Source organism: Embleya sp. NBC_00888 (assembly GCF_045207655.1).
GTDB lineage: Bacteria > Actinomycetota > Actinomycetes > Streptomycetales > Streptomycetaceae > Embleya.
This window is the reverse complement of the sequence record NZ_CP108784.1, coordinates 2,937,348-2,964,022: the sequence shown is the minus strand read 5'-3', so window position 1 is coordinate 2,964,022 and position 26,675 is coordinate 2,937,348. Positions and strand designations below refer to the sequence as shown.

At 70.9% G+C, this 26,675-nt stretch carries 22 protein-coding genes; 13 read left to right on the top strand and 9 right to left on the bottom strand.

Annotated features, from left to right (window positions below; all coding sequences use genetic code 11):
• Positions 1-4 precede the first annotated feature (4 nt).
• A complete protein-coding gene (locus OG948_RS11870) occupies positions 5-754 on the bottom strand; it encodes an ABC transporter ATP-binding protein (protein ID WP_406296064.1) in 750 nt (249 codons plus the stop codon).
• Between the two features lie 178 nt (positions 755-932).
• On the opposite strand from OG948_RS11870, the gene OG948_RS11865 reads away from it, so the two are divergent.
• Positions 933-1,733 carry a tyrosine-protein phosphatase gene (locus tag OG948_RS11865; RefSeq protein ID WP_406296062.1) on the top strand — a complete coding sequence of 267 codons (801 nt, stop codon included), beginning with the start codon at positions 933-935 and terminating at the stop codon, positions 1,731-1,733.
• A 28-nt stretch (positions 1,734-1,761) separates the two neighbouring features.
• Here OG948_RS11865 and OG948_RS11860 read toward each other — a convergent pair whose 3' ends face one another.
• From OG948_RS11860 to OG948_RS11845, 4 genes are all read right to left on the bottom strand, one after another.
• Entirely contained in the window at positions 1,762-3,141 is a 1,380-nt protein-coding gene (locus tag OG948_RS11860; RefSeq protein WP_406296060.1) for an NAD(P)/FAD-dependent oxidoreductase, read from the bottom strand.
• Positions 3,138-3,806 carry a pyridoxamine 5'-phosphate oxidase family protein gene (locus OG948_RS11855; RefSeq protein WP_406296059.1) on the bottom strand — a complete coding sequence of 223 codons (669 nt, stop codon included), beginning with the start codon at positions 3,804-3,806 and terminating at the stop codon, positions 3,138-3,140. The genes OG948_RS11860 and OG948_RS11855 overlap by 4 nt, the downstream gene beginning before the upstream one ends.
• 192 nt (positions 3,807-3,998) lie before the next feature.
• Entirely contained in the window at positions 3,999-5,384 is a 1,386-nt protein-coding gene (locus OG948_RS11850) for an aspartate aminotransferase family protein (RefSeq protein WP_395862069.1), read from the bottom strand.
• A complete protein-coding gene (locus tag OG948_RS11845; RefSeq protein WP_395862071.1) occupies positions 5,381-5,872 on the bottom strand; it encodes an Lrp/AsnC family transcriptional regulator in 492 nt (163 codons plus the stop codon). Before OG948_RS11845 ends, OG948_RS11850 begins: the two co-directional genes overlap by 4 nt.
• 186 nt (positions 5,873-6,058) lie before the next feature.
• Between OG948_RS11845 and OG948_RS11840 the strand changes: the two genes are divergently transcribed.
• Complete coding sequence (locus tag OG948_RS11840; RefSeq protein WP_406296056.1) at positions 6,059-7,489, top strand: gamma-aminobutyraldehyde dehydrogenase; 1,431 nt, start codon at positions 6,059-6,061, stop codon at positions 7,487-7,489.
• Between the two features lie 193 nt (positions 7,490-7,682).
• Positions 7,683-8,900, top strand: a complete 1,218-nt coding sequence (locus OG948_RS11835) for a spermidine/putrescine ABC transporter substrate-binding protein (RefSeq protein ID WP_406296055.1) — start codon at positions 7,683-7,685, stop codon at positions 8,898-8,900.
• A gap of 61 nt (positions 8,901-8,961) precedes the next feature.
• Here OG948_RS11835 and OG948_RS11830 read toward each other — a convergent pair whose 3' ends face one another.
• A complete protein-coding gene (locus tag OG948_RS11830) occupies positions 8,962-10,161 on the bottom strand; it encodes a cation:proton antiporter (RefSeq protein WP_406296053.1) in 1,200 nt (399 codons plus the stop codon).
• Between the two features lie 105 nt (positions 10,162-10,266).
• On the opposite strand from OG948_RS11830, the gene OG948_RS11825 reads away from it, so the two are divergent.
• Positions 10,267-11,499: a geranylgeranyl reductase family protein gene (locus OG948_RS11825; protein WP_406296052.1), complete on the top strand. Its 1,233-nt coding sequence runs from the start codon at positions 10,267-10,269 to the stop codon at positions 11,497-11,499.
• A 129-nt stretch (positions 11,500-11,628) separates the two neighbouring features.
• On the opposite strand, the gene OG948_RS11820 is transcribed toward OG948_RS11825, so the two are convergent.
• A complete protein-coding gene (locus OG948_RS11820; RefSeq protein WP_406296050.1) occupies positions 11,629-12,396 on the bottom strand; it encodes a hypothetical protein in 768 nt (255 codons plus the stop codon).
• On the opposite strand from OG948_RS11820, the gene OG948_RS11815 reads away from it, so the two are divergent.
• On the top strand, positions 12,383-13,033 hold the full coding sequence (locus tag OG948_RS11815) for a hypothetical protein (RefSeq protein WP_406296049.1): 651 nt from the start codon (positions 12,383-12,385) through the stop codon (positions 13,031-13,033). The two genes, OG948_RS11820 and OG948_RS11815, sit on opposite strands and share 14 nt — an antisense overlap.
• Positions 12,970-14,442, top strand: coding sequence for a protein kinase domain-containing protein (locus OG948_RS11810; RefSeq protein ID WP_406296047.1), 1,473 nt, complete (start codon positions 12,970-12,972; stop codon positions 14,440-14,442). The genes OG948_RS11815 and OG948_RS11810 overlap by 64 nt, the downstream gene beginning before the upstream one ends.
• Here OG948_RS11810 and OG948_RS11805 read toward each other — a convergent pair.
• Positions 14,357-16,027, bottom strand: coding sequence for an IS1182 family transposase (locus tag OG948_RS11805; protein WP_331773102.1), 1,671 nt, complete (start codon positions 16,025-16,027; stop codon positions 14,357-14,359). The two genes, OG948_RS11810 and OG948_RS11805, sit on opposite strands and share 86 nt — an antisense overlap.
• A 135-nt stretch (positions 16,028-16,162) precedes the next feature.
• Between OG948_RS11805 and OG948_RS11800 the strand changes: the two genes are divergently transcribed.
• On the top strand, positions 16,163-16,597 hold the full coding sequence (locus tag OG948_RS11800; protein ID WP_406296046.1) for a hypothetical protein: 435 nt from the start codon (positions 16,163-16,165) through the stop codon (positions 16,595-16,597).
• A 24-nt stretch (positions 16,598-16,621) separates the two neighbouring features.
• Here the strand turns inward: OG948_RS11800 and OG948_RS11795 are convergent, their stop codons facing one another.
• The gene (locus OG948_RS11795; RefSeq protein WP_406296044.1) at positions 16,622-18,235 is read right to left on the bottom strand and encodes a PucR family transcriptional regulator; all 1,614 of its coding nucleotides are present in this window, start codon (positions 18,233-18,235) and stop codon (positions 16,622-16,624) included.
• A gap of 318 nt (positions 18,236-18,553) precedes the next feature.
• Here OG948_RS11795 and OG948_RS11790 point away from each other — a divergent pair, with 318 nt between their 5' ends.
• From OG948_RS11790 to OG948_RS11765, 6 genes are all read left to right on the top strand, one after another.
• Positions 18,554-20,056, top strand: a complete 1,503-nt coding sequence (locus OG948_RS11790; RefSeq protein ID WP_406296042.1) for a gamma-aminobutyraldehyde dehydrogenase — start codon at positions 18,554-18,556, stop codon at positions 20,054-20,056.
• Positions 20,057-20,149: 93 nt separating this feature from the next.
• Positions 20,150-21,301 carry an ABC transporter ATP-binding protein gene (locus OG948_RS11785; protein WP_406296040.1) on the top strand — a complete coding sequence of 384 codons (1,152 nt, stop codon included), beginning with the start codon at positions 20,150-20,152 and terminating at the stop codon, positions 21,299-21,301.
• A gap of 14 nt (positions 21,302-21,315) precedes the next feature.
• On the top strand, positions 21,316-22,236 hold the full coding sequence (locus tag OG948_RS11780; RefSeq protein WP_406300232.1) for an ABC transporter permease: 921 nt from the start codon (positions 21,316-21,318) through the stop codon (positions 22,234-22,236).
• Positions 22,236-23,036, top strand: a complete 801-nt coding sequence (locus tag OG948_RS11775; protein ID WP_406296038.1) for an ABC transporter permease — start codon at positions 22,236-22,238, stop codon at positions 23,034-23,036. Before OG948_RS11780 ends, OG948_RS11775 begins: the two co-directional genes overlap by 1 nt.
• Before the next feature lie 105 nt (positions 23,037-23,141).
• Positions 23,142-24,572, top strand: coding sequence for an NAD(P)/FAD-dependent oxidoreductase (locus tag OG948_RS11770; RefSeq protein WP_395862094.1), 1,431 nt, complete (start codon positions 23,142-23,144; stop codon positions 24,570-24,572).
• A gap of 482 nt (positions 24,573-25,054) precedes the next feature.
• Positions 25,055-26,557, top strand: coding sequence for a CoA-acylating methylmalonate-semialdehyde dehydrogenase (locus tag OG948_RS11765; RefSeq protein ID WP_406296036.1), 1,503 nt, complete (start codon positions 25,055-25,057; stop codon positions 26,555-26,557).
• Positions 26,558-26,675: the final 118 nt, after the last annotated feature.

Here is a 26,675-nt window from a genome sequence, read left to right as displayed (position 1 = left end):
CGCTCTACCACCCGTCCGCACGCGGGTCCGGGCGACCGTCGCGCAGGGCCAGACAGTGGTCCGCGTGCGCCGAGACCCGGCGGTCGGCGGTGGCCAGCACCAGGGTGATCCCGTGCGAGCGCACGGCGGAGACCAGGATGCGCATCAGGTGGTCGAGCTCGGCGCCGAGCAGGCCGTGCGCCGGCTCGTCGGCGAACACCACGGCCGGCCGGGTGACCAGCGCGCGGGCCACCGCCGCGCGGCGCAACAACGCGCCGCCCAGGCCGATCGGCCGGGATTCGGCGTGCTCGGTCACGTCCAGCCGCTCCATCCAGTGCCGGGCGACGGCGAACGCCTCGGCCCGGCGGACCCGGTCCAGCAGCAGCGGCAGCGCGACGTTCTCCGCGACGGTCAGCTCCGGGAGCAGCCGGGTGCGCCCGTCCACCAGCCCGAAGTGCCGACGCCGCAGGGCGGTCCGGCCCTTCTCGTCGAGCACGTGCATCGGGCCGCTGTTGAACCAGATCTCGCCGGAATCGGGGGCGACCACGCCGGACAGGCACGCGAGCAGCGCCGACTTGCCGGCGCCGCCGGGCCCGGTGATCGCGAACGTCTCGTCGGCGCGGACCGCCGCGGAGACGTCCCGCAACAGGGTGACCGGGCCCTGGGTGAGGGTCAGTCCGCGACAGCGCAGCACGTCGTTGTCGGGCGGGGAACTCGCGGTCTCGGGGACGACGCGCCGTTCATGGGGTCTCGCCGCGCGGGACGACAGGGACATGGCACACCTCCCGCAGAGAAACGTTCGTTGCCACCCGTCTCCTCCAACGAGTGTCGTGGCGCCGGGTTGCGGCAGGGGCGAGAAACCCCTCACTCGGGGAACCCTGCCGGCGGCGGGAGTTCGCGCGCACCATGATGAGGCGAACAGGTGTATCGAACGCGTTCCGAACGGGGTGCACATGAACCGCCGACTCGATCTTCCAGATCTGCTCAATGCCCGCGACGTCGGCGACCTACCGCTGATCGACGGGGGAGTCACTCGAACGGGCGTACTCATGCGGTGTGAGACCCCGGATCTGCTGACGCCCGAGGGAGTCGACCGGCTCACCCACACGTACGGCGTTCGGCACGTGCTGGACCTGCGTTCGGACGGCGAGGGCCTGCCGCCGGCGCAGTGGCCGGGGGTGACCCGGCACCGGCTGCCGCTGCTGGGTCGCCGCTCGGCGCTGGCCGCGGACCGGGCCGCGGTGGGCGACGTCTCGGCCGGGCAGACCCAGGGTCTGGGGCTGGACGACGACATCGACCTGGGGAACGTGGACGAGTACGGCGCGGGCCTGCTCTACATGCGGATGGCCGAGCGCGGCGGCGAGTCCTACGTACGCTCGCTGGAGATCCTGGCCGGCGACGGCGGGGTGCCGGCGCTGGTGCACTGTACGGCGGGCAAGGACCGGACCGGGATCCTGGTCGCGCTGCTGTTGTCGGTCGCGGGGGTGGAGCGGGAGGCGATCATCGCCGACTACACCGAGACCGAGACGCATCTGGTGGAGATGTTCGAGCGGATCGACCGGCTGCCCCGGCAGCCCCGGATCGATCCGGCGCACCCGGTCGCGCCGGCGATGCGCGGCGCGGCCCGGGCGTCCATCGACACGTTCCTGCGGGTGCTCGCCGAGCGGCACGGCTCGGCGGCGGACTTCCTGCTCAAGGCGGGTGCGGCGGCGGAGCACCTGGAGGCCTGGCGCCGCGTCATCCGGGGGCGGTGACCCGGTCGGTCCCCGCCCCCGGGGCGACTCAGTGGCCCAGGAACCGGCCGAACGCGTGCGCGAGCCGGGATTCCTTCCCGGTGCGCCGCTCCTCGGCGTCCGCGCCGGCCATCACCCGCAGGCCGACGTTGGTGCCGATCCAGCGGAACGGTTCGGGCTCCCACCTGGGCGAGCGGTGGCGGACCCAGGGCAGGCGGGTCAGCTCGGTGTACTCGTCGCGGATCAGGTCGGCGAGGGTACGGCCCGCGAGGTTCGCGGTGCCCACGCCGTCGCCGACGTAGCCGCCGGCCCAGGCGAGGCCGCGGGCGCGGTCCAGGCCGCAGCTCGCGTACCAGTCGCGGGCCACGCCGAGCGGTCCACCCCACGAGTGGGTGATCCGCGCGTCGGCCGCCGCCGGGAAGAGTTCGGCGATCACCCGACGCAGTTCGGCGAAGACCTTGTCGTCGCGGTCGAACTCGGGCCGCACCCTGGAGCCGAAGTGGTACGGGGCGCCGCGCCCGCCGAAGGCGAGCCGGTCGTCGGCGGTGCGCTGCCCGTAGATGATCAGGTGCCGCATGTCGCTGAAGCTCTCCCGGCGGGCCAGGCCCACCTCGGCCCAGAACGACTCGGGCAGCGGCTCGGTGGCGACCATCAGCGAGTACACGGGAGCCAGGTCGCGGTGGAAGCCGGCCAACTCGGGCGTGTAGCCCTCGGTGGCGCGGACCACGACGTCGGCGCGGACCCGGCCGTGCGGGGTGATCGCGGCGCCGTCCTCGATCGCGGTGACCGGGGTGTGCTCGTGGATGGTCACGCCCAGCCGGTCCACCGCGGCGGCCAGGCCGCGGGCCAGCTTGGCGGGGTGGATCACCGCGCAGTGCGGGGTGTAGGTGCCGCCGAGCACGTCGGTGGCGCCGACCATCGCGCGCGCCTCGGCGGCGTCCAGCAGCCGGGCGTCCGTGTCGTCGAAGCCCCACGCGTGTTCGTCCGCGACCAGGTCGCGGGCCCGGGCCAGTTGCACCGGGGTGCGGGCCAGCACGACGGTGCCGCCCTTGGCGAAGTCGCAGTCGATGCCCTCCTCGGCGACCACCCGGCCGACCTCGTCCACGGTCGCGTTCATCGCCCGCTGCTGGGCGACGGCCCGCTCGCGGGTGCTGCTCCGGGCCACCTTCGCGATCGACGCGGGGAACAGCGCCGAGCACCAGCCGCCGTTGCGGCCGGAGGCGCCGAAGCCGGCGATCTCCCGCTCCAGGACCACGATGCGCAGCGTCGGGTCCGCCTTGGCCAGGTAGTAGGCGGTCCACAGGCCGGTGTAGCCGGCGCCGACGATCGCCACGTCCACGTCCAAGTCGCCCGTGAGCGCGGGACGCGGGGTGATCTCCTCGTCGAGTGTGTCGAACCACAGCGACAGTTCGCGGTAGTCGGCGGTCATCGTCGCCACTTCCTCAGGTAGTCCGGCGCGGGCAGGTCGAAGCGCAGGTCCGGGGCGGGCACCGGCTCGCCGAAGTGTTCGCCGATCGGCACCACGCCGGCCCAGATCGGGGCGTCCAGATCCTCGTCGTCGTCGTCCGGCGGTCCGGCCGAGATCTTCACCGAGGCCTCGTCCAGGGACAGCGCGAGCACCAGGGTCGCGGCCAACTCCTTGACCCGGTGCGGGCGCAGTTCGTCGCGGCGGCCGGGCAGCAGTCGGTCGGTGAGCAGGTCCAGCGCGGCGGCCTTCTCGTCCTCGGGCAGCACGACACACGAGCCGAGCACCATCGCGCTGCGGTAGTGCATGGACGACTCGAAGGCCGAGCGGGCCAGCACCAGGCCGTCGAGCAGTGTCACGGTCAGGCAGGTCGGGGCGCCCGCGGCCAGGCCGCGGAAGAGCCGGCTGCCGGTCGAGCCGTGGATCAGCACCCGCTCGCCGTCCCGGGCGTAGGCGACCGGGAGCACGAACGGCTGACCGTCCTCGCCGGTGATCGCCAGGTGGCCGACCAGGCCGGCGTCGAGCACGGCGTGCAGCGCGGTTCGCTCCCGGACGGCGTGGTCGGGCAGTCGGCGTATGCGAGTGCGGGCGGTGGAGCCGAGGGTGGAGTCGGGAGTGGGGTGGCTCATCGGGCCTCTTCGGTGATCCGAGCGCGGCGCGGGTCGGGGCGCGGGCGGGTCGATGTCGTGGTTGTCGGTATTTCTCGGCTCTTCGGTGGATTTGGTGCCGGATATGAGTCTGCCGCCGGCGCGCACTGGCGTGTGCGCGACGGCGGCAGACTCACTGAGGGTTCGTCGAATAGCCGGGGTCTACTGCTCGATCTACAGCTTGGTCCAGGCCTCGGTGAGCACTCCGCGCAGGATCTGCTCGATCTCGTCGAACACACCCTGGTCCGCGGTCAGCGGCGGGGAGAGCTGGATGACCGGGTCGCCGCGGTCGTCGGCGCGGCAGTACAGGCCGTTGTCGTAGAGCGCGGTGGACAGGAAGCCGCGGAGCAGGCGCTCGGCCTCGTCCTCGTTGAACGTCTCCTTGGTGGCCTTGTCCTTGACCATCTCGATGCCGTAGAAGTACCCGTTGCCGCGCACGTCGCCGACGATCGGCAGGTCCTGGAGCTTCTGCAGCGTGGCCAGGAACTTGGACTCGTTGTCCAGCACGTGCTGGTTCAGGCCCTCGCGCTCGAAGATGTCGAGGTTGGCCAGCGCCACGGCGGAGGACACCGGGTGCCCGCCGAACGTGTAGCCGTGCATGAAGACGTTGTCGCTGCCGTTGTAGAACGGCTCGGCGAGGCGGTCCGAGACGATCATCGCGCCGATCGGCGAGTAGCCCGAGGTCATGCCCTTGGCGCAGGTGATGATGTCGGGGACGTAGTCGAACTTGTCGCACGCGAACATCGTGCCGAGTCGGCCGAACGCGCAGATGACCTCGTCCGAGACGAGCAGCACGTCGTACTGGTCGCAGATCTCGCGCACGCGCTGGAAGTACCCGGGCGGCGGCGGGAAGCAGCCGCCGGCGTTCTGCACCGGCTCCAGGAAGACCGCGGCGACGGTGTCGGGGCCCTCGTTGAGGATCGCCACCTCGATCTGGTCGGCGGCCCAGCGGCCGAAGCCCTCGGGCGAGGAGTCGGCCAGGAACTCCGGCTTGCGGTACTGGTTGGTGTTCGGCACCCGGAAGGTGCTCGGCACCAGCGGCTCGTACGGCGCCTTGTAGTCCGGCAGACCGGTGATCGACAGCGCGCCCTGCGGGGTGCCGTGGTAGGCGATGGCCCGCGAGATGACCTTGTGCTTGGTCGGCTTGCCGGTCAGCTTGAAGTAGTGCTTCGCCAGCTTCCACGCGGACTCGACGGCCTCGCCGCCACCGGTGGTGAAGAAGACCTTGTTCAGGTCGCCCGGGGCGTGGTGCGCCAGGCGCTCGGCGAGCTCGATCGCCTTGGGGTGGGCGTAGCTCCACACCGGGAAGAAGGCCAGCTGCTCGGCCTGCTTGCGGGCCACCTCGGCCAGCTCGGTGCGGCCGTGACCGGCCTGTACGACGAACAGACCGGCGAGGCCGTCGATGTACTTGCGCCCGTTGGTGTCCCAGATGTAGCTGCCTTCACCGCGCACGATGGTCGGCACGGGAGCGTTCTCGTACGACGACATGCGGGTGAAGTGCATCCACAGGTGGTCGTAGGCGCTCTTGGAGAGTGCCGCGTTGTCGTACTGCTGTGTCATCGAGTACCCCACTGGTAGGTCTGCTTCCGAAGCTTCAGGTAGACGAAGCTCTCGGTGCTCCGTACGCCCGGAATCGCTCGAATCCTCTTGTTGATGATGTCGAGCAGGTGGTCGTCGTTCTCGCATACGAGTTCCACGATGAGGTCGAACGAACCAGCCGTGATGACGACGTAGTCCACTTCCTTCATCGTGGCCAGAATGTCCGCTACGGGTTCGATGTCTCCTTCGACGCGAACCCCGACCATGGCCTGGCGATGGAAGCCGACGGTCAGCGGATCCGTCACGGCGACGATCTGCATCACGCCTTGGTCGAGCAGGCGCTGTACGCGTTGACGTACCGCGGCCTCCGAGAGACCGACCGCCTTGCCGATCGCGGCATACGAGCGGCGTCCGTCCTCCTGGAGCTGCTCGATGATCGCCTTCGACACGGCGTCGGCCGGAGCGTTCGGGTTTCTGTCTCGACCGGCCACGTAGTCACTCTGCCTCATCAGATGGGCCTTTCGCAAGGGAATCCGTTGACTTTGATCAACGAGACAACTGATTCAGTTGTTGGTGCGGGATGGGGATGCGGATACCGACAGCAATCCGGTTAGGCTGGGATCGCGGCCCAGGTCGGGATTCGACCCCCTCGCCGTCCTGCCGGCGCCGCCCCGTTTTCGAAGGAGACTTGGGACATGAGCGACCTGCGTACTCTGCGCAACTACATCGACGGCACGTTCACCGACGCCGCGGACGGCGGCACGCTCGACATCGTCGACCCCGCCACGGGCGAGGTCTACGCGACGTCCCCGCTCTCCCGGGAGCGGGACGTCGACGCCGCGATGCGCGCGGCGGCCACGGCGTTCGAGACCTGGAGCGAGACCACGCCCGCCGAGCGGCAGCTGGCGCTGCTCAAGATCGCCGACGCGGTCGAGAAGCGCGCGGACGAGCTGATCGACGCCGAGTGTCGCAACACCGGCAAGCCGCGCGCGCTCACCGCGTCCGAGGAAATCCCGCCGATGGTGGACCAGATCCGCTTCTTCGCGGGTGCCGCGCGCATGCTCGAGGGCAAGTCGGCCGGCGAGTACATGGCGGGGCACACCTCCATGGTGCGGCGTGAGCCGGTCGGTGTCTGCGCCCAGGTGGCGCCGTGGAACTACCCGATGATGATGGCCGTGTGGAAGTTCGCGCCGGCCCTGGCCGCGGGCAACACCGTGGTGCTCAAGCCGTCCGACACCACGCCCGCCTCCACCGTGCTGCTCGCCGAGATCATCGGCGAGATCCTGCCCGCCGGCGTGTTCAACGTGATCTGCGGCGACCGCGACACCGGTCGGCTGATGGTCGAGCACAAGACCCCGGCGATGGCCTCGATCACCGGCTCGGTACGGGCCGGCATGGCGGTCGCCGAGAGCGCGTCCAGGGACCTCAAGCGGGTGCACCTCGAACTCGGCGGCAAGGCGCCCGTCGTGGTCTTCGAGGACGCCGACATCGCCGCCGCGGCCGAGGGCATCGCCGGCGCGGGCTTCTTCAACGCCGGCCAGGACTGCACCGCCGCGACCCGGGTGCTCGTGCACTCCTCGATCCGCGAGGAGTTCACCGCCGCGCTGGCCGCCGCCGCGAACGCCACCTCCACCGGTCCGCAGGACGACGCGGACTTCGGCCCGGTCAACAACGTCAACCAACTCGGGCAGGTGAGCGGCTTCATCGACCGCCTCCCCGGGCACGCGAAGGTCGAGGCCGGCGGGCACCGGGTCGGCGACAAGGGCTTCTTCTACGCCCCGACCGTGGTCTCCGGGCTGAAGCAGGACGACGAGATCATCCAGAACGAGGTGTTCGGCCCGGTCATCACGGTCCAGTCGTTCGAGGACGAGGCCGAGGCGCTGAGCAACGCCAACGGCGTGCAGTACGCGCTCGCGTCCTCGGTGTGGACCAAGGACCACAGCCGGGCGATGCGGATGGCCAAGCGGCTCGACTTCGGCTGCGTGTGGATCAACACGCACATCCCGCTGGTCGCCGAGATGCCGCACGGCGGCTTCAAGCACTCCGGCTACGGCAAGGACCTCTCCGGTTACGGCTTCGAGGACTACACCCGGATCAAGCACGTGATGACCAACTACGACGCCTGATCCGCCCCGCCGCGCGAGCGGCACCGGCGACATCCGACACGCACCCTGTCAACTCCGCTTCGCGAGGGTTGACAGGGTGCGTGTTGCCGTCGGGGGCGGGTCACCGCCACGATGCGGTGGGCCATCTGTACGCACAGCGCGGTCCCCCGCCCACGGAGCAGGCCCCACCCCCGCATTCGCCAAGGAGTCGCCGATGACCCGCGCCCGCACTCGCGCCCAGTCCCCGCTGCGGATCGCCGGTCACCGGGTGGACCGGCGGATGTTCCTGCGTGGCGCCGGCGCGGCCGCGGCCGTCGGCACCCTGGCCGCGTGCGGCGTGCCGTCCGCGTACGTCCAGGAGAGCAAGCGCGCCGGCCGGGACCGGTCGGAGCAGGAGAAGGTGGTGCGCTTCTCCAACTGGGCCCTGTACATCGACATCGACGAGAACGACGAGCAGAAGCACCCCACGCTCGACGCCTTCACCGAGAAGACCGGGATCAAGGTCCGCTACTCGGAGGAGATCAACGACAACGACGAGTTCTTCGGCAAGATCCACCCGGCCATCCAGGCGGGCAAGGAGCCGGGGCGCGACGCGATCGTCATCTCGGACTGGATGTGCACCCGCTTCGTCCGGCTCGGCTGGGTGCAGAAGCTGAACAAGGCCAACCTGCCGCAGGTGGACGCCCACCTCGCCGAATCGCTGCGCAGCCCGGGCTACGACCCCAAGCGCGAGTACACCGTGCCGTGGCAGAGCGGGATGACCGGCATCGCGTACAACAAGAAGCTGGTGGACCGCGAGATCCGCTCGGTCAACGACCTGTGGCGGCCCGAACTCAAGGGCCGGGTCACCGTGTTCGCGGGCTTCATGGAGGCCGTCGCACTGCTGATGCTGGGTGAGGGTACGGACATCAGGACCTTCACCGACGCGGATGTGGACAAGGTGATGGAGCGCATGCAGAAGCTGGTCGACAAGGACCACATCCGCAGCTTCACCGGCAACGACTACACCTCGGGCCTGGCCAACGGCGACATCCTGGCCTGCCAGGCGTACTCCGGCGACGTCGGCCAGCTCAAGCTGGACAACCCCGACATCGAGTTCGTGGTGCCCGAGGAGGGCGCCGAGCTGTGGTCGGAGAACCTGATGGTGCCGAACAAGGCCGCGCACAAGACCAACGCCGAGAAGCTGATGGACTTCTACTACGACCCGGAGGTCGCGGCCGAACTGGCGAACTACGTGGCGTACGTGTGTCCGGTGCCGGCCGCGCAGCAGGTGCTGGCCGAGTCCTCGGACCAGGAGATGCGCGAGTCGGCGAGCAACCCGCTGATCTTCCCGGACGCCGAGATGACCGCGAAGCTGCACGGCATGCGGGAGACCACCGAGGACGAGGAACGGCGCTGGGAGAAGGCGTGGGGGAACATCATCGGCCTGTGACCCGGCGGTCGGCGGCCGATGGGCCGCGGGCCGGTGGGCGTCCGGTCGGTGGGCCGCGGGGTCAGCGCTCGGCGAGGGCCGGGTCGGCGGAGACGGCGCCGCGGTAGGCGCGCATCCCGAGCAGCGGGAACACCAGCACGGAGATCATCCCGGCGCCGACCATCGCGGCGGCGGTGCCCGCGCGCAGTCGGCCCTCCTCCACGCCGATGCCGGTGATGACCACGATCAGCGGCAGGCCGGCCGAGGCGAACAGGGCCAGCCCCAGGCGTACGGCCGACGGTGAGCCGCGCTCCATCAGGTACGTCGGCAGGCCGCGCGCCACCAGGAGCAGCGCCAGGAACATCGGCAGCATGGCGATCGTGCCGAAGTCGGCGAACAGCGCGCGGCCTTCGAAGCGCACGCCGCTGACCACGAAGAAGACCGGGACGAACATCCCGAAGCCGATCGCGTCCAGCTTGCCCGCGACCGTCTCGCGCGATGCCGCGGGCATGTCCGACAGCAGCAGCCGGATGACCAGACCGGCCGCGAACGCGCCGAGCAGGGCGTCCAGGCCGAGTTCGTCCGCGGCCCAGACCAACAGCGCGAGCACGAGCACCGACAGCCGGATGGCGAGTTGGCCGCTGGAGTGCAGCGTCGCCCGGACCACCCGGTCCAGCGGGCCGGGCAGCGGACGGCGCGCGAACGCGAACGCGACCACCGTCAACGCCGCGAAGCACACCAGGGCGACCGCCGAGGCACCCGCGCTGCGCCCGCTCAGGAGCAGCGAGACGGCCACGATCGGGCCGAACTCGCCGAGTGTGCCGATCGCCATCACCTGCGCGCCGAACCGGGTGGGCAGCGCGCCCGCGTCGCGCAGGATCGGCAGCAGCGTGCCCAGCGCGGTGGTGGTCAGCGCGAGTCCGATCACCAGGCTCGTGGTGGCCGAGTCCGACCGCACCAGCAGCAGGCCGAGCAGCAGGCCGACCACCAGGGACAGCGCCCAGCCCCACGTGGCCCGCCGCAGCGGTCGGCCGCTGAGCCGGGCCGGATCGATCTCGAAACCGGCCAAGAACATCAGGAACGCGAGCCCGAAGTTGGCCGTGAAGGTCAACACGGTCGTCTCCTGCACCCAGTCCAGCACCGACGGCCCCACCACGACTCCGAACAGCAGTTCCAGCACGACCGTGGGCACCGGGATCCACCGGCCGAGCAGGTCCGCCGTCAGCGGCGCGACGAAGGCCAGCGTCAAAACGATCAGGAAGGGCGCGCTGTCGTGGGACACCGGCGGAGCATAGTTCGCGTTCGAGGGTGATCCGGGCAGACGCGCAGACCGCCGGCAGACCTCCCGTCGAGAGCCGCCCGGACGGACGCACTAGGGTCGATATCCATGACTAGCAGCTCCCCCGAGGCCGTCTCCGTGCCCGCCGTCGAACTGCCCGCCGACCCCAGCACCGACCCCGGTGCCGAGCCTGTGAGCTGGGATGTCGTGGTGATCGGAGCGGGTCCCGCCGGGGCGTCGGCGGCGCTGGCCGCGGCCCGCGCGGGCCGACGGACGCTGATCCTGGACCGGGCCGAACTGCCGCGCTACAAGACCTGCGGCGGCGGCATCATCGGCCCCTCCAAGAACTCCCTCCCGCCCGGGTTCGAGCCGCCGGTCGAGGACCTGGTGCACGAGATCGAGTTCACCCTGCGCGGGCGCCGCCGGCGGGTGCGCTCGGCCCGGACCACGCTGATCGGCCTGGTCGACCGGGCCCGCTTCGACGAGGCGCTGACCCGCGCGGCGGTGGCCGAGGGCGCGGTCCTGCGCGAGGGCGTCGCGGTCTCCCGGATCGCCGAGCGGGACGGCCGGGTGACGCTGACCCTGGCCGGCGGCGAGGTGCTGCGCGCGCACGCGGTGGTCGGTGCGGACGGCAGCGCCGGGCGCAGCTCGGCCTACGTCGGGGTCACCTTCGAGCAGGTCGATCTGGGCCTGGAGGCGGAGATCCCGGTGCCGCCGGAGGTAGCCGCGCACTGGCGCGGCCGGATCCTGCTCGACTGGGGCCCGCTGCCGGGCTCGTACGGGTGGGTCTTCCCCAAGGGGGACACGTTGACCGTGGGCGTGATCTGCGCCCGGGGCGAGGGTGAGGCCACCCGCGCCTACCTGCGCGACTTCGTCGGCCGGCTCGGCCTGGCCGGGTTCCGGCCCGCCGTCGAGTCGGGCCACCTGACCCGCTGCCGCACGGAGAGCGCGCCGCTTTCGCGCGGGCGGGTGCTGGTCGCCGGGGACGCCGCCGGGCTGCTGGAACCGTGGACGCGCGAGGGCATCTCGTACGCGCTGCGCTCCGGCCGGCTGGCGGGGGAGCGGGCCGCGCTGATGGCCGCGGTGGACGGCGACGCCGAGGTGGACAGGGTCGGTGCCGACTACCACGCGGACATCGACGCCGTGCTGGGCCGCGAGATGCGCGCCGGACGGCTCCTGCTCGGCGTCTTCGAGCGGCATCCCGGGATGTTGCACCACGCGGTGACCACGCTGCCGCAGGGTTGGCGGGTGTTCCGCAAGGTGGTGCAGGGGCGGACCACGTTCGCCGATCTGCTGGAGCGGCCCGCCGCGCGACGGGTGCTGGCGCTGACCGGGCACTGACGTCGGGCGGCCCCGGCCCGTCGTACACGGGGTCGGGGCCGTCCGGTTCACCGCGCGCCCGCTCGGCCGGGTTCACGCTCGGCCGAGCGCACGGTCCGGGGCGGGCGTGCCGGGTGTGGTCGGGTGCGATCAGTCCCGGTCCGCCTCGTCCTCGCCCTCGGCGGAACGGACCCGGCGCAGGCGCGCGCCCTGGAACAGCGCGTTGCCCACCAGCATCAGGCCGAGCGCGCCGCCGGCCAGTGACACGGTGTCGTCGCCGGGGCCGGTCTTGGGCAGGGTGCTCGGCGGCGGGGGCGCTTCGGTGCCGCCGGTGCTTCCGCCCGTGCTCGCACCACCGGTGGTGCCGCCACCGGTGGTGCCGCCGCCCGTCGTGCCGCCGCCGGTGGTGGTGCCGCTGGTGGTGGTGCCGGGTACGCCCGGATCCGCCGTGTTCACCGTGTACCCGATGAACGACGGGTCGTTGTTGTTGGCCCGGTTGACCAGGGTCAACGGTCCGGCCCGGCCCAGCACCACGGACGTGTCCGTCGCGCCCTCGGGCACCACGAGCACGCAGAACGTGGAGATGTCCGCCTCCGGCGCGAGCGGGAGTCGCACCTCGGCGCGCGCCGCGCGCGGTTGTTGCACGGCCGGCAGGTATTCGACGGCCGCCGACCACCGCCTGGTCTCGTGCGGCCCGAGCGCGCCCGGTGCGCACTTGAACGTGGTGGTCCAGGCCGGTCCCGGGGACTTGAGCGCGGGAGCGGTCGAACATCCGGACACCGAGAGGATCCGGAGTGCGCCGGTGGTGCGCGCGTACACGTCGCGGGCGGGCTGGGCCCGGTCGGTGGCGTTGGTGACGGTGAACGCGATCGAGCCCCGGCCGTTGGCGTCGAAGGTGATCTGGGTGGACGTGGTCACCGCGAACGGCTCGGCCGTGGGCGGCACGGTCGGCGACGCGGAGCCGGACGGCGCGGTGGTGGGCGGGGTGGTGCTCGGCCGCGGTGTGGTCGGCGGTGGCGTCGTCCCCGGTGTGGTGGTCGAGGGCTTGGTGGTCGACGGCCTGGTGGTCGTGGGCTTGTTCGTCGTGGGCGGCGGCGTGCTGCTCGGCCGTTGCGAGGTGGGCGGCTTGGAGGTGACCGGTGGTCGCGTGGTCGAGGGCGGCTTCGTGGTGACCTCGCCCGTCGGGCCCTGCGTGTGGGTGTGCCCACCGCCGTACCGATGGACGGGACCGTTCCCCTCGGTATCCGCGACGGCCAGGCCGGCGTTCAGAATCATTCCTATTCCGACCGGAACAGAAATTATCAGCGCCGCGCGCTTGACGTTTTCTGATCGAAGTTTTTTCGGAGTGAACATGCGGTATCCCCCTCCCGCTATGTGTGACGATTCGTTCTACCATGTCCGTCCTAAGCTTTCGCAGGGCCTTTTCGAGGTAATCCGACGAAAGTGGCAATGGTCTGATCTTGAGAAGCGGCGGGACCTGGGGGAAAGCCGATGCCGGGCGGGCCTGGAGACGGTTGGGCGGGCTTCGTGGTCGGAGCCCGATACGAGCTGGTGAGCGTGCTCGGCAGCGGCGGCATGGGCACCGTGTGGCGGGCCCGGGACCGCCTGCTCGACCGACCGGTGGCGGCGAAGGTGATCAGCACCGGATGGGGGCGCAGCGCGTCCCAGTCCTTCCGGGAACGCAGCCTGCGGGAGGCGCAGGCGACCGCGCGGATCAATCACCCCAACGTGGTGCGGGTCTACGACTACGTCGAGGACGACGACCGGTTGTGGATCGTGATGGAACTGCTCGACGCCCGCTCGCTGGACGCGATCCTGGAGGAGGACGGGCCGCTCACCCCGCACGCCGCCGCGGCGATGGCCGTGCAGATCGCCCGCGCGCTCGGCGTCGTGCACGCGCACGGCGTCATCCACCGCGACGTCAAGCCGGGCAACGTGCTGCTCGAGCGGGACGGCCACGCCGTGCTGACCGACTTCGGCATCGCCGCGCTGGAGGGGGTCAGCGGGCTGACCGGGACCGGGGCGATCCTGGGCTCGCCCGAGTTCATGGCGCCCGAGCGGATCGAGAGCGAACACCCCGGACCCGCCTCCGATTTGTGGTCGCTGGGCGTCACGCTGTGCGCGGCGGTCACCGGCGCGTCGCCGTTCCGGCGCTCCACGCCGGTGGCCACGATGCACGCGATCGTGATCGCCGAGCCCGAGGTGCCCGAGGAGATCGGTCCGCTGGGACCGCTCGTGCGCGACCTGTTCCGGCGCGACCCGGCCCAGCGCCCGGACTCGGCGGAGGTGGAGGCCAGGCTGAGCGCGCTGCTCGCCGCCGAGGGGCGCCGGCACGCGGGCGAGTCGACCCGGCCGATCCCGCCGACCGCACTCGGGCGGGCGCTCGATCGCGGGCCGGTCGAGCGGGGGCCGGTCGAGTACGGCGCGAACGAGCGCGCCCCGGTCGAGGCGGACGACGACGCGACGCTGGTGCCGACCACGCATCCGCAACCGCCGCTGCGCGACCTGGTCCCGCCCGCCCGGATCGCTCCCGACGACGGCACCCCGCTCGACCCGTTCCCGCGTGTGCCCGCCGCGCCGCCGCCGGGGCAGCGGCCGAGCACGCCGCCCGGCGGAGCCCACTCGCCGACCTTCCCGCTGCCGGGCCGCACCCGCCGACCACCGCGCTCGCGCCGCCGCTTCCTGGCCGTGCTGATGCCCGTCGTCACGCTCCTCGTGGCCGGCGCCATCGTCGCGGCGCTGCTGCTCGCCGACGGCGGTGGCGGGGCGAACAAGGGCGGCGCGAGCGGCAGCGCGGGCCCGTCGACCACCTCCGGGACGAGCGGCCGGCCCTCGACGAACCCGGTCGCGGGCCCGGCGCCGTACCCGACGCTGTTGGTTAATTCGCCCCGTCGAGCTTCGGCTCGGCGGGGCGAAGCCGTGCGAAGTGGCTGGTCCGGGTCCGGGCTCGCGGTGTGTGGGTGAGGTGGGCGTCGATGCGGGCGAGGTTGATCGCGGCGCCGGTGAGTTGGTGTTGGAGGCTTGTCTTGGCGAGGCCCCGGTAGCGGGATCTGCGCAGGCCGCAGCGTGCGGCGCCCTGGGAAATGGTGCCCTCGACGCCGGCGCGGATCTTGTAGCGGTCCTTCCACGCGTCGGTCTGCTGTTCGGCGCGGGCGGTGCGCAGAACCTCGTGTTCGTCGCGGTGGCGCAGGGTGAGCTCGCGGCGCTCGGCGCTCGGCGAGTTGACACAGGCGCGCAGATCGGGGCAGTGCCGGCAGACGGCGGTGGGGAACCGGATCCGAACGACCGGCAGTCCGGCCTGCGAACGGCGCTGGTGCCACTCGGTGTTGGTGGCCCCGTTCGGGCAGGTGGCTCGCTGGTCGTCCCAGTCGACGGTGAACGAGTCCTGCCGGAACGGGCCGTCCGCCTGGGCGTTGGTATCGGCTCGGACCGGTCCGAGCAGCGCGACGTCGTGGTCGCGCCGGGCGGCGACGATCTGCGCGGCGGTGGGGTAGCCGGCGTCGACCCAGTGCTCGTCGGGCAGCAGGTCCCGCTCGGCGAGGCCGGCGTGGACCCGGTCGGCCAACACGCTGTCGGGGACGGTGGACTCGGTGGTGGCCACGTTCGTGACCAGGTGCACCGCGTCCGGATCGCAGGTCTCGGTGAGGTGGACCTTGTAGCCGTCCCACATCGTGTCGCGTTTGACGCTGCCACGCGCGTCGGTGTCATAGGGGGTGACCAGGCGCTTCGCGCCCGGCGGCCGGTCTTTTGGGCCGCGGCGCACCACCTGCCCGTCCACCCGGTGGAAGTGCTGCACCCACACCCGCCGCAGCGTCTCCACCTCCTCCAGGGCACGCAGACCGCCCGGCGCGTCCGCGGCGAGCACGAGTGCGAGCAGCCGCGTCCCGTCCCGGCCGATCCGCGCCCCCACCTCGTCCCGCCGGGTGCGGGCCCTGGGGAAGCGGGACTCCTCCGCCCGGGTCGCGTAGTGCCGGAACCAGTCCGGCTCGGCGACCGGGCGCAACCACTCCGGGTCGGCCTCGGCGACCGCGTTCAACGCCGCGCGCAGCGTCTCGGACACCAACTCCAGAAAACCCAACTCGCGTGCGGCGGACAGCACATGCGTGGAATCGGTGCGCGCCTTCCCGCCGCCGGCCAACAGGCCCTTCTCCCGCGCCGCGGCCAGAACACCGTCCAACACCCGCCGTCCCGCGTCCGCCTCCACCAGCCGGTCGCGGAACTCGGACAGCACCGAGAAGTCGAACCCCGGATCGCCCAACTCCAACCCCAGCGCGTACTTGAAGTCGATCCGTGCCCGCACCGCCTCCGCGGCCTGACGATCGGTCAACCCCTCCACGAACTGCAACACCAGCACCAGCGCCAGACGTCCCGGCGACCACGCCGGCCTGCCCCGCCGCCCCGGGAACAGATCGGCGAACCCCTCGTCCCGGAACAACGGCCCCAACTCGTCCCGGACCCGGATCGCCAGACTCCCCTTCGGGAACGCCGCCCGCGCCACCCGTACCGTCTCCGCCGGAATCTCCCCCGGCTCCCGCGGCTGCATCGACATCGACACCCTCCCCCTACGACAACGTCGGCCCCCAAGACCACAACCGGGTCTTGAGGGCCGACGTCACGCGCAGGGCCCAAATTAACCAACAGCGTCCCGTACCCGGGCGGGCCCCCGGGGACCGCGCCGATCCCGGTGCGCAAGGCGGACGAGAACACCTTCACATGGCAGGTCCCGCAGGGCTGGAACCGAAAGGAGCAGAACCAGAGCGTGATCTACTCCGACCCGGCCGGCGCGAGCGTGTTGACCGGGCGTACCGCGTTCCAACAGACCACGGATTTGTTGGAGCAGTGGCGCGACGACGAACAGAACGCGCCCAAGGTTTTTCGCGACTATCGAAAAGTGGTCTTCGAGGAACGCGCCATTCACGGTGCCAAGGGTGTGGTCTGGGAATACACCTGGACCGAGTCCGGTATTTCCCGGCACGCGATGTTGGCCGCGGTGATCGTCAATGGCATCTACATCGAGGTCGACGTCTTCAGCACCGAGCAGTTGTGGACGCGCGACGCGGCGCTGCACGCGCTCGCGGTGACCGACTTCACCCTCGCGGGTGCCCGCCCCGGAGCCTGAGCGCCGCTCCCGACGGCCCCGCGCTCACCGGCGCAGCGCCTCCAGACCCAGCAGCGCCACGTGCAGCGACAGGCAGCTCTCCACCTGGTCCAGGTCGACGCCCAGGATTCGTTCGATCCGGTGCAGCCGCTCGTAGAAGGAGGGCCGGGACAGGTGCGCGGCGTCGGCCGCCGCGGACTTGTTCCGGCCGTGGTCCAGATAGACTTGGAGCATCGCGATCAACTGGGTGCCCTGTTGGGCGTCGTAGGCGAGCAGCGGTCCGAGTTCGCGCTCGACGTAGGTCTGCAACCGCGCGTCGTCGCGCAGCAGGTGCAGCAGTCCGCGCAGCCGTACGTCGGGCAGCCGGTAGAAGGCGGCCTTGCCGCCCTGGTGCAGCGCGGCGTCCGCGACCTGGGTGGCCTCCAGGAGCGAGCGGCGCGCGTCGCGCACCGCGCCCACCGAGGAGCCGACCGCGACCACGATGTCGTCCGCGAGATCCGGGGCGAGCCGGCGGATCGCCCCGGAGAAGCCCTCCAGCGCGCCGTCCTCGGTGTCCTGCGACGCGAGCGCCACCAGCAGCCCGACGTTGTCGTCGTCCAGGCCGCCGACCAGCGCCGCCAGCCGGCGCTCGCGGACCGCCGCGGCGGCGATCTCGGTGAAGTCGCGCAGCCGCGCCTGCGATTCCAGCGCGGCCGGGGTCACACTGCGCCGCAGCCGCAGCACCACGCCGACCAGCCGCCGTCCCTCCAGCGGCACACCGAGCGCACGGGCCCGCAGGGTCACCTCGGCCACCGTGTAGGAGTGGGTCAGGATGCCGGACAGCAGCGTGCGGTGGGTCTGCCGCTCCAGGCTCTCCCGGTCGCGCACCACCAAGCGGTTCAGCGCGAGGGTGGAGGCGGCCCGCTCCAGCAGCATGCTCTGCTGCGCGGGCGGCGGCGTGCCGTCGCCGACCAGCACCAGCCGGCCCCAGTCGTGGCCGCGCGCGCCGACCGTGGTCACCAGCCACCCGGTGCGTTCGTCGAAGGCGGTCCGGGTGGACATGCGCAGTTGCCGCGAGCGGTCCTCCCAGTTCTCCAGGAGGGTTTCGGCGACCACCCCGGGCGCGTCGTAGGCGAGCACCTGGTGGGCGAGGTTCTCCAGGATCACCGGGCGCCCGGCCATCCGGGACGCCTGCCGGACGATCTCGGCGGGTTCGGCGCCCTCGACCGCGAGCTCGTTGAACGCCTGGTGCACCGCCTCGGACGCCTGGAGCTCGGCGAGCTGGGCGTCGATGATCAGCCCGTGTACGGCCTCGGTGATGCCGATGAACCGGGTCTCGTTGCGCAGCGTGATCACCGGGAGGCCGACCTGCTCGGCCGCGGCGACCAGCGCGCGCGGCAACTGGTCGGTGTAGCGCCGGCCCAGCTCGACCACGAGACCGGCCGCGTCCACCTCGGCGAGATCGCGGATGTAACGTTGCAGGCCCTCGCGCTCCTCGGGGAGCGCGATGCCGGTGGCCATCACCAGCTCGCCACCCTTGAGCAGCCGGGTCACATCCGGCAGCTCGCTGATGTGCACCCAGCGCACCGGCCGAGCCAGGCCGCGTTCACCCGCGACCACCTGCGGGCGGCCGCGCCGGACGATGTCGAGGGCCAGTACGTCGGCGACCGTGGGGAACATCCGAAAACCTCCGCGAGCTGACTTCGGCCCGACCGCGACGGCGGTTGGTTCCCGAGGAAGCGGGAATCCGCGAGCAATCTGTAAACGGCTCGGCGGGCGACACTTCCATGGTGACAGGTCGTCGAGCGGTTCGACCCTCGACCCCGGGGTCGATCGCGACGATTCACGACCTGTAAAGCCCACGTCCTCGTACCTGTCGATGTGCCTGTTGCGGCACCCCGTGTCGAAACGGCATCGTCCTACGCTGACGCGGCTCACGCGCATAACCGCCACCCGCGGCGCCCGTCGGCTCATCGAAAACCCCCTTGGAGGGCTCCCATGCCTGTGCAGGACTTCGGCAAAGGTCATCAGTACGTCGGGGGACAACTGCGGCAGGGCTCGTCCGGAGAGACCTTCGACGTCACGAACCCGGCGACCGGCGAGACGGTCGAGACCCTCACGCTGGCGGACCCCTCGGACGTGGACGCGGCGGTAGCCGCCGCCAAGGGCGCCTTCCCGCAGTGGTCGCGGGCCACCCCGGGCGAGCGGGCGACCGCGCTGAACCGGCTGTCGGTGCTGCTGGAGGAGCGTGCCGCGGACTTCGCCCGCGTCGAGAGCGCGCAGGCGGGCAAGCCGATCCGGCTCAGCACCGAGTTCGACGTGCCGGGCACGATCGACAACACCGCGTTCTTCGCGGGCGCGGCGCGCAACCTGGAGGGCAAGGCGGCCGGCGAGTACTCGACCGGCTCCACGTCGATGGTGCGCCGCGAGGCGATCGGCGTGGTCGGCTCGATCGCGCCGTGGAACTACCCGCTCCAGATGGCCGCCTGGAAGATCCTCCCGGCGATCGCCGCGGGCAACACCATCGTGCTCAAGCCCGCCGAGATCACCCCGCTGACCTCGCTGATGTTCGCGCGGGCGTGTTCCGACGCGGGCATCCCCGACGGCGTGGTCAACGTGATCACCGGCAAGGGCCGGACCGTCGGCGAGTACCTGATGGGCCACGCGGACGTGTCGATGATCTCGTTCACCGGTTCCACCGGCGTCGGCAAGCGGGTCGGCGAGGTCGCGCTGCAGACCGTCAAGCGGCTGCATCTGGAACTCGGCGGCAAGGCGCCGTTCGTGGTCTTCGACGACGCCGACCTCGACGCCGCGATCAACGGCGCGGTCGCCGCGTCGCTGATCAACTCGGGCCAGGACTGCACCGCCGCGACCCGCGCCTACGTGCAGCGCCCGCTCTACGACGCGTTCGTCGCGGGCGTCGCGGAGTTGTACGAGGGTGTGCGGCTCGGCGACACGATGGACCCCTCGACCGACCTCGGCCCGCTCGTCTCGCGGCGCCAGCAGGAGTCGGTGGCCGGCTTCGTCGAGCGTGCCCGCGGCTACGGCGCGACGATCGTGACCGGCGGCGAGATCCCCGGTGGCGAGTTGGCCAAGGGCGCGTTCTATCGTCCGACGCTGGTCACCGACGTGGCCCAGGACAGCGAGATCGTGCAGGACGAGATCTTCGGCCCGGTCCTGGTCGTGCTGCCGTTCGACAGCGACGAGGAGGGCATCCGACTCGCCAACGACACCCCGTACGGCCTCGCCGCCTCCGCGTGGACGCGGGACATCTTCCGCTCGCTGCGCGCGACCCGGGAGATCCAGGCCGGCTGCGTGTGGGTCAACGACCACATCCCGATCATCAGCGACATGCCGCACGGCGGCTACAAGGCGTCCGGCTTCGGCAAGGACATGTCGCAGTACTCCTTCGACGAGTACACCCAGGTCAAGCACGTCATGTACGACGGCACGGGAATCGCCCGCAAGGACTGGCACCGGACGATCTTCGGAGATCGGTAACCACCCCCATCGAGCGGGCGGTCGGGGCGCGAGCCCTCGACCGCCCTTGTGGCCGGCGGACGGGCCCCGGCCCGCGATGCGGCGAGAGGAATCATGACTGAGCAGCAGCGGGCCGGCGACTCCGGCGACGTCTCCTTGGCGGGTCTGAGCAAGCACTACGGCGACTTCACGGCCGTCCGACCCATGGACCTGACGATCCCGGCGGGATCGTTCTTCGCCCTCCTCGGCGCCTCGGGGTGCGGCAAGACCACGACGCTGCGGATGATCGCCGGACTGGAGCAGCCCTCGACGGGCAGCGTCAGCATCGGCGACCGCGACGTCACGGCGCTGCCGCCGTACAAGCGCCCCGTCAACACGGTGTTCCAGAACTACGCGCTGTTCCCGCACCTGAGCGTGGCCGACAACGTCGGCTTCGGGCTCAAGCGGCGCGGCATCAAGGACACCGCGGGTCCGGTCAAGGACATGCTCGACCTGGTCGAGCTCGGGCACCTGGCCAAGCGCAAGCCCACCCGGCTCTCCGGCGGTCAGCAGCAGCGGGTCGCGGTGGCCCGGGCGCTGATCAACACGCCGCAGGTGCTGCTCCTGGACGAGCCGCTGGGCGCGCTCGACCTCAAGCTGCGTCGGCAGATGCAGCTCGAACTCAAGCGCATCCAGACCGACGTGGGCATCACCTTCGTGCACGTGACGCACGACCAGGAAGAGGCCATGACGATGGCCGACACGATCGCCGTGATGAACGGCGGTCGAATAGAGCAACTCGGCTCGCCGGTCGAGCTGTACGAGGCGCCGCGCACCACCTTCGTGGCCAACTTCCTGGGCCAGTCCAACCTGATCGAGGCCAAGGTGACCGGGCGCGCGGACGGTGATCTGCTGCTGGACGCGCAGGGCAACCGGCTGGTGCTGCCCGCGGCCCGTTCGTCCGCCGACGGCGACCGGCTGGTGATGGGCATCCGTCCGGAGAAGATCACCATCACCTACGCGGCGGACGCCATCATCGCGGACGGCCGCAACCGCCTCGACGGCGGCGTGATCGTGGACGCCGCGTTCATCGGCGTCTCCACGCAGTACGTCGTGCGCATGCCTTGGGGCCAGGAGTTCACCGTGTTCGAGCAGAACATGGAGCGCGACCCGCGTGTGGTGCCCGGCGCGACGGTGATCCTGCACTGGAACCCGGGGCACGGCTTCGGTCTGGAGTCGGGCGACCTGACCGCGGGCATCGCCGAGGCGAGCGAGGACGCCGCGTGAGCGCGCTCGGCACCCTGGGCGCGGGCACGACGGGGGGTGCGGAGGACACCAAGGCGACCAAGGAACTCGAACGGCGCGGCAGATGGGTGCCGTACGCGCTGCTCGCCCCCGGTCTGCTGTGGCTGGTGGTGTTCTTCGCCGTCCCGATGGTGGTGCAGGGCTCGACCTCGTTGCAGACCGGCAACCTGAGCAAGGGCTACGACCTCACCTGGCACTGGGCCACCTACTGGGACGCGATCGAGCAGTACTACCCGCAGTTCCTGCGCTCGTTCGGGTACGCGGCCGCGGCGACCGTGATGTGCCTGGTGATCGGCTACCCGCTCGCCTACGCGATCGCGTTCAAGGCCGGCCGGTGGCGCGGCATGTGGCTGGTGCTGGTGATCGCGCCGTTCTTCACCAGCTTCCTGGTCCGCACGCTGGCCTGGAAGACGATCCTCGCGGACAACGGGATCGTCGTGGACGTGCTCAACAAACTGCACTTCATCAACGTCACGGCGTTCCTCGGACTCACCCAGGACGACCGGGTGTTGGCCACGCCGCTCGCGGTGATCTGCGGTTTGACCTACAACTTCCTGCCGTTCATGGTGCTGCCGCTGTACGCGTGCCTGGAGCGGATCGATCCGCGCCTGCACGAGGCCGCGGGCGACCTGTACGCGTCGCCGAGGACCACCTTCGCCAAGGTCACCTTCCCGCTGTCGCTGCCGGGCGTGGTCTCCGGCACGCTGCTCACCTTCATCCCGGCGTCCGGCGACTACGTCAACGCGCAGTGGCTCGGCTCGCCCGACACCGGCATGGCGGGCAACGTGATCCAGACCCAGTTCCTGCGGGTGCTGGACTACCCGACCGCGGCCGCCCTGTCGTTCATCCTGATGTTGCTGATCGTGCTCATGGTGACGGCGTACATCCGCAAGGCGGGGACGGAGGACCTGGTCTGATGGCCGTCGTCAACTGGTTGCGTCGCAATGTCATCGTGCTGTTCGGCCTGCTCGCGCTGGGCTACATGACGCTGCCGAACATCGTCGTGCTGATGTTCTCGTTCAACGATCCGAACGGGCGCTTCAACTACACCTGGAACGGCTTCACGCTCGACGCGTGGAAGGAGCCGTGCGGGGTCGCGGGCATCTGCGACTCGGTCGCGGTCAGCATGAAGATCGCGGTGTTGTCCACGATCGCGGCCACCGTGCTCGGCACCGCGATCGCGTTCGCGCTCGGCCGCTATCGGTTCCGCGCCCGCGGCGCGATCAACACGCTGCTGTTCCTGCCGATGTCGATGCCCGAGGTGGTGATGGGCGCCTCGCTCGGCACGCTGTTCCTGAACATGCGGATCAACACCGGCTTCGTCACCATCCTGATCGCGCACATCATGTTCTGCCTGAGCTTCGTGGTGGTCGCGGTCAAGGCCCGCGTGCTGGGCATGGACCCCAAGCTCGAAGAGGCCGCGCGGGACCTGTACGCGTCACCCACCCAGGTGTTCCTGCGGGTGACCCTGCCGCTCGCGGCGCCCGGCATCGGGGCGGGCGCGATGCTCGCCTTCGCGCTGAGCTTCGACGACTTCGTGATCACGAACTTCACCTCGGGCAACACGGTCACCTTCCCGATGTTCGTCTACGGCGCCGCCCAGCGCGGCACCCCGCCGCAGATCAACGTGATCGGCTCGGCGATGTTCGTGATCGCGGTGCTGATCGTGATGGTCGGACAGATCCGCGCGTCGCGGCGGGCCGGACAGCGGGCGTAGTTCGTCCGTTGCATGATGATCAATCCCAGATCTGTTGCTATGCGGTGAAACCGCCGGGGTCCGACAAGGGGACCCCGGCGGGCCCCGCGAAAGTGGTGAAACCCCATGGGTCCCCGGAACACGTCGGATCCTGCCCCCTCGGTCGAGGCCGTCCGCTCGCTCGCGGACGCCGCGCCGACTCCCTTCTGGCTCGACCGGCCCGACCGCCCCGAGCCGCGCGCGGCCCTGGTCGGCGACCAGCACTGCGATCTCGTGGTCGTCGGCGGTGGTTATTCGGGCCTGTGGACCGCACTGATCGCGAAGGAACGCAATCCCTCGCGCGACGTGATGCTGGTCGAGGCACACGAGATCGGCTGGGCGGCCTCGGGTCGCAACGGCGGATTCTGCGCCGCGAGCCTGACCCACGGCTTCTACAACGGCCTGGACCGCTGGCCGAACGAACTGGCCCGGCTCGAGCGGCTGGGCGAGCACAACCTGGACGAGATCCAGGCGGCGGTCGAGCGCTACGGCATCGACTGCGCCTTCGAGCGCACCGGCGAGCTCAACGTCGCGACCCAGCCGCACCAGGTCGAGGAACTGCGCGAGGAGATCGAACTCGCGAAGCGGTACGGCACCGAACTGACCTTCCTGGACCGCGACGAGGTCCGGGCCGAGGTCGCCTCGCCGACCTACCTCGCGGGCGTGTGGGACAAGACCGGCTGCGCGATGGTGGACCCGGCCCGGTTGGCCTGGGGCCTCAAGGCCGCGTGCGAGTCGCTGGGCGTGCGCGTCCACGAGCGCACCAAGGTGACCGGACTGGCCGAACACGGCTCCGGGATGGTGCTCGAGACCGCGTACGGCCGGATCTTCGCGGGCAACGTGGCGCTGGGCACCAACGTGTTCCCGTCGCTGGTCAAGCGGTTGCGGCCGTTCGTGGTCCCGGTCTACGACTACGCGATGATGACCGAGCCGCTCACCGAGGAGCAGCTCGCGGCGGTCGGCTGGCACAACCGGCAGGGCATCGGCGACACGAACAACCAGTTCCACTACTACCGGCTCAGCGCGGACAACCGGATCCTGTGGGGCGGCTACGACGCCATCTACCACTACGGCTCCAAGCTGTCCTCGGACCTGGACCAGCGGCCGGAGACCTTCGCGAAGCTCGCCCAGCACTTCTTCGAGACGTTCCCGCAGCTCGAGGGCCTGCGCTTCACCCACACGTGGGGCGGTGCGATCGACACGTGCAGCCGCTTCTCGGCGTTCTTCGGCACCGCCTACAAGGGCAAGGTCGCGTACGCGCTGGGCTACACCGGCCTGGGCGTGGGTGCGACCCGCTTCGGCGCCGAGGTGATGCTGGACCGGCTCGACGGCCGCCCGACCGAGCGCACCGAACTCGAGATGGTCCGCACCAAGCCGCTCCCGTTCCCGCCGGAGCCGATCAAGTGGGCCGGCGTCTCGATGACCAAGTGGTCGATGGACCGCGCCGACAAGAACGGCGGCAAGCGCAACCTGTGGCTCAAGGCCCTCGACAAGGTGGGCATGGGCTTCGACAGTTAGAACCGCGCCGCGCGCGGGGCGGCTGTGCCGCCGGCGGCCTCCGGCCGCTCTCCTCGCGCGCTCGTCGATCACTGGTCGGAACCGCGCTGCGCGCGGGGCGGCTGTGCCGCGGGCGGCCTCCGGCCGCTCTCCTCGCGCGCTCGTCGATCACTTCACGCGATCGAGTCGTGGGCGCTGACGCGCCGTCGGGCAGCCGGGTGAGCATGCGCCTCACCCGGCTTCCGGCGTGTCGTTCCCGAGCCCCGGCGGAGGCCGCGGGGCCATGATTCGCCCGCCCCGCGTGGTGAATCCGCAGCCTCGTCCCGAAACGTAACGGGTGGGCGGGTGGCCACCCTCAACGCCGACCAAGACGGTCTGTAAGGCGAACGCCCCAAGCGCCGACACTGTGAACCTTGAGCCCGCAACCCCCGGCCAGCAGACTGGCAAACCGTACGGGGCTTGTGCGGCCCCTCGCCAGAACCGCATCCCCGGAAGGTCGGACCGTGACGAACCACGTAACCCACTGGATTGCCAACGCGGAGTGGACCGGTACCTCCGAGCGTCGGGGCGACATCCACAACCCCGCCACCGGCAAGGTCACCGGCACGGTCGACTACGCCTCCGTGGCCGAGGTCGACGAGGCCGTCTCGGTCGCCGTCCGCGCCTTCGCCGGCTGGAAGAACGCCTCGCTCGCGAAGCGCTCCTCGGTGCTCTTCAACTTCCGCGAGCTGCTCAACGCCAAGAAGGACGAGCTCGCCGCGATCATCGTGGCCGAGCACGGCAAGGTGCACTCGGACGCGCTCGGCGAGATCGCCCGCGGCCAGGAGGTCGTGGAACTCGCCTGCGGCATCCCGCACCTGCAGAAGGGTGGGCACTCCGAGCAGGCGTCGACCGGCATCGACGTCTACTCGATCCGCCAGCCGCTCGGCCCGGTCGCGATCATCTCGCCGTTCAACTTCCCGGCGATGGTCCCGATGTGGTTCTTCCCGATCGCGATCGCCACCGGCAACACGGTGATCCTCAAGCCCAGCGAGAAGGACCCGTCCACCGCGAACTTCCTCGCCGACCTGTGGAAGCAGGCCGGGCTGCCCGAGGGCGTGTTCAACGTCGTGCACGGTGACAAGGTCGCGGTCGACCGCATCCTGGAGCACCCGGACATCAAGTCCGTCTCGTTCGTCGGCTCGACCCCGATCGCCAAGTACGTGTACGAGAACGGCACCCGCTACGGCAAGCGGGTGCAGGCGCTCGGCGGCGCCAAGAACCACATGCTGGTGCTCCCGGACGCCGACCTGGACCTGGTCGCCGACGCCGCGGTCAACGCCGGTTTCGGTGCGGCCGGCGAGCGCTGCATGGCGATCTCCGCCCTGGTCGCGGTCGAGCCGATCGCCGACGAGCTGATCGCCCGGATCAAGGAGCGGATGACCAAGCTCCGGGTCGGCGCCGGCAACGACGCCCAGTCCGAGATGGGCCCACTGGTCACCCGGCAGCACGCGGACAAGGTGCTGTCGTACGTCCGGGCCGGCGAGGACCAGGGCGCGACGCTGGTGGTGGACGGCCGCGACCACCCGATCAACGGTGCCGACACCGCGGAGGGCTACTGGGTCGGCCCGACCCTGTTCGACAACGTCACGCCCGGGATGTCGATCTACACCGACGAGATCTTCGGCCCGGTGTTGTCGGTGGTCCGGGTCGAGTCCTACGACGAGGGCCTGGCGCTGATCAACGCCAACCCGTACGGCAACGGCACCGCGATCTTCACCAACGACGGTGGCGCGGCCCGCCGGTTCCAGAACGAGGTCGAGGTCGGCATGATCGGCATCAACGTGCCGATCCCCGTCCCGGTCGCCTACTACTCGTTCGGCGGCTGGAAGAACTCGCTGTTCGGCGACCTGCACGCGTACGGCGCCGACGGCGTGCAGTTCTTCACCCGCGGCAAGGTCGTCACCCAGCGCTGGCTCGACCCCAGCCACGGCGGCATCAATCTGGGCTTCCCGACCAACGACTGACATACCGCGCGCCGTACTTCGCGCGCAGCCCGCCCGACCCCAATGACGTGGTCGGGCGGGCTTCGTCGTTCCCGCGCGCCGGGCCGGCTTGCCCATTTCTTCCGTACGCCTTCCCTGG

Coding starts and splice junctions, on each gene's coding strand:
- OG948_RS11870 (WP_406296064.1), bottom strand. CDS start 754: ATGTCCCTGTCGTCCCGCGCGGCGAGACCCCATGAACGGCGCGTCGTC.
- OG948_RS11865 (WP_406296062.1), top strand. CDS start 933: ATGAACCGCCGACTCGATCTTCCAGATCTGCTCAATGCCCGCGACGTC.
- OG948_RS11860 (WP_406296060.1), bottom strand. CDS start 3,141: ATGACCGCCGACTACCGCGAACTGTCGCTGTGGTTCGACACACTCGAC.
- OG948_RS11855 (WP_406296059.1), bottom strand. CDS start 3,806: ATGAGCCACCCCACTCCCGACTCCACCCTCGGCTCCACCGCCCGCACT.
- OG948_RS11850 (WP_395862069.1), bottom strand. CDS start 5,384: ATGACACAGCAGTACGACAACGCGGCACTCTCCAAGAGCGCCTACGAC.
- OG948_RS11845 (WP_395862071.1), bottom strand. CDS start 5,872: ATGAGGCAGAGTGACTACGTGGCCGGTCGAGACAGAAACCCGAACGCT.
- OG948_RS11840 (WP_406296056.1), top strand. CDS start 6,059: ATGAGCGACCTGCGTACTCTGCGCAACTACATCGACGGCACGTTCACC.
- OG948_RS11835 (WP_406296055.1), top strand. CDS start 7,683: ATGACCCGCGCCCGCACTCGCGCCCAGTCCCCGCTGCGGATCGCCGGT.
- OG948_RS11825 (WP_406296052.1), top strand. CDS start 10,267: ATGACTAGCAGCTCCCCCGAGGCCGTCTCCGTGCCCGCCGTCGAACTG.
- OG948_RS11810 (WP_406296047.1), top strand. CDS start 12,970: ATGCCGGGCGGGCCTGGAGACGGTTGGGCGGGCTTCGTGGTCGGAGCC.
- OG948_RS11805 (WP_331773102.1), bottom strand. CDS start 16,027: ATGTCGATGCAGCCGCGGGAGCCGGGGGAGATTCCGGCGGAGACGGTA.
- OG948_RS11795 (WP_406296044.1), bottom strand. CDS start 18,235: ATGTTCCCCACGGTCGCCGACGTACTGGCCCTCGACATCGTCCGGCGC.
- OG948_RS11790 (WP_406296042.1), top strand. CDS start 18,554: ATGCCTGTGCAGGACTTCGGCAAAGGTCATCAGTACGTCGGGGGACAA.
- OG948_RS11785 (WP_406296040.1), top strand. CDS start 20,150: ATGACTGAGCAGCAGCGGGCCGGCGACTCCGGCGACGTCTCCTTGGCG.
- OG948_RS11775 (WP_406296038.1), top strand. CDS start 22,236: ATGGCCGTCGTCAACTGGTTGCGTCGCAATGTCATCGTGCTGTTCGGC.
- OG948_RS11770 (WP_395862094.1), top strand. CDS start 23,142: ATGGGTCCCCGGAACACGTCGGATCCTGCCCCCTCGGTCGAGGCCGTC.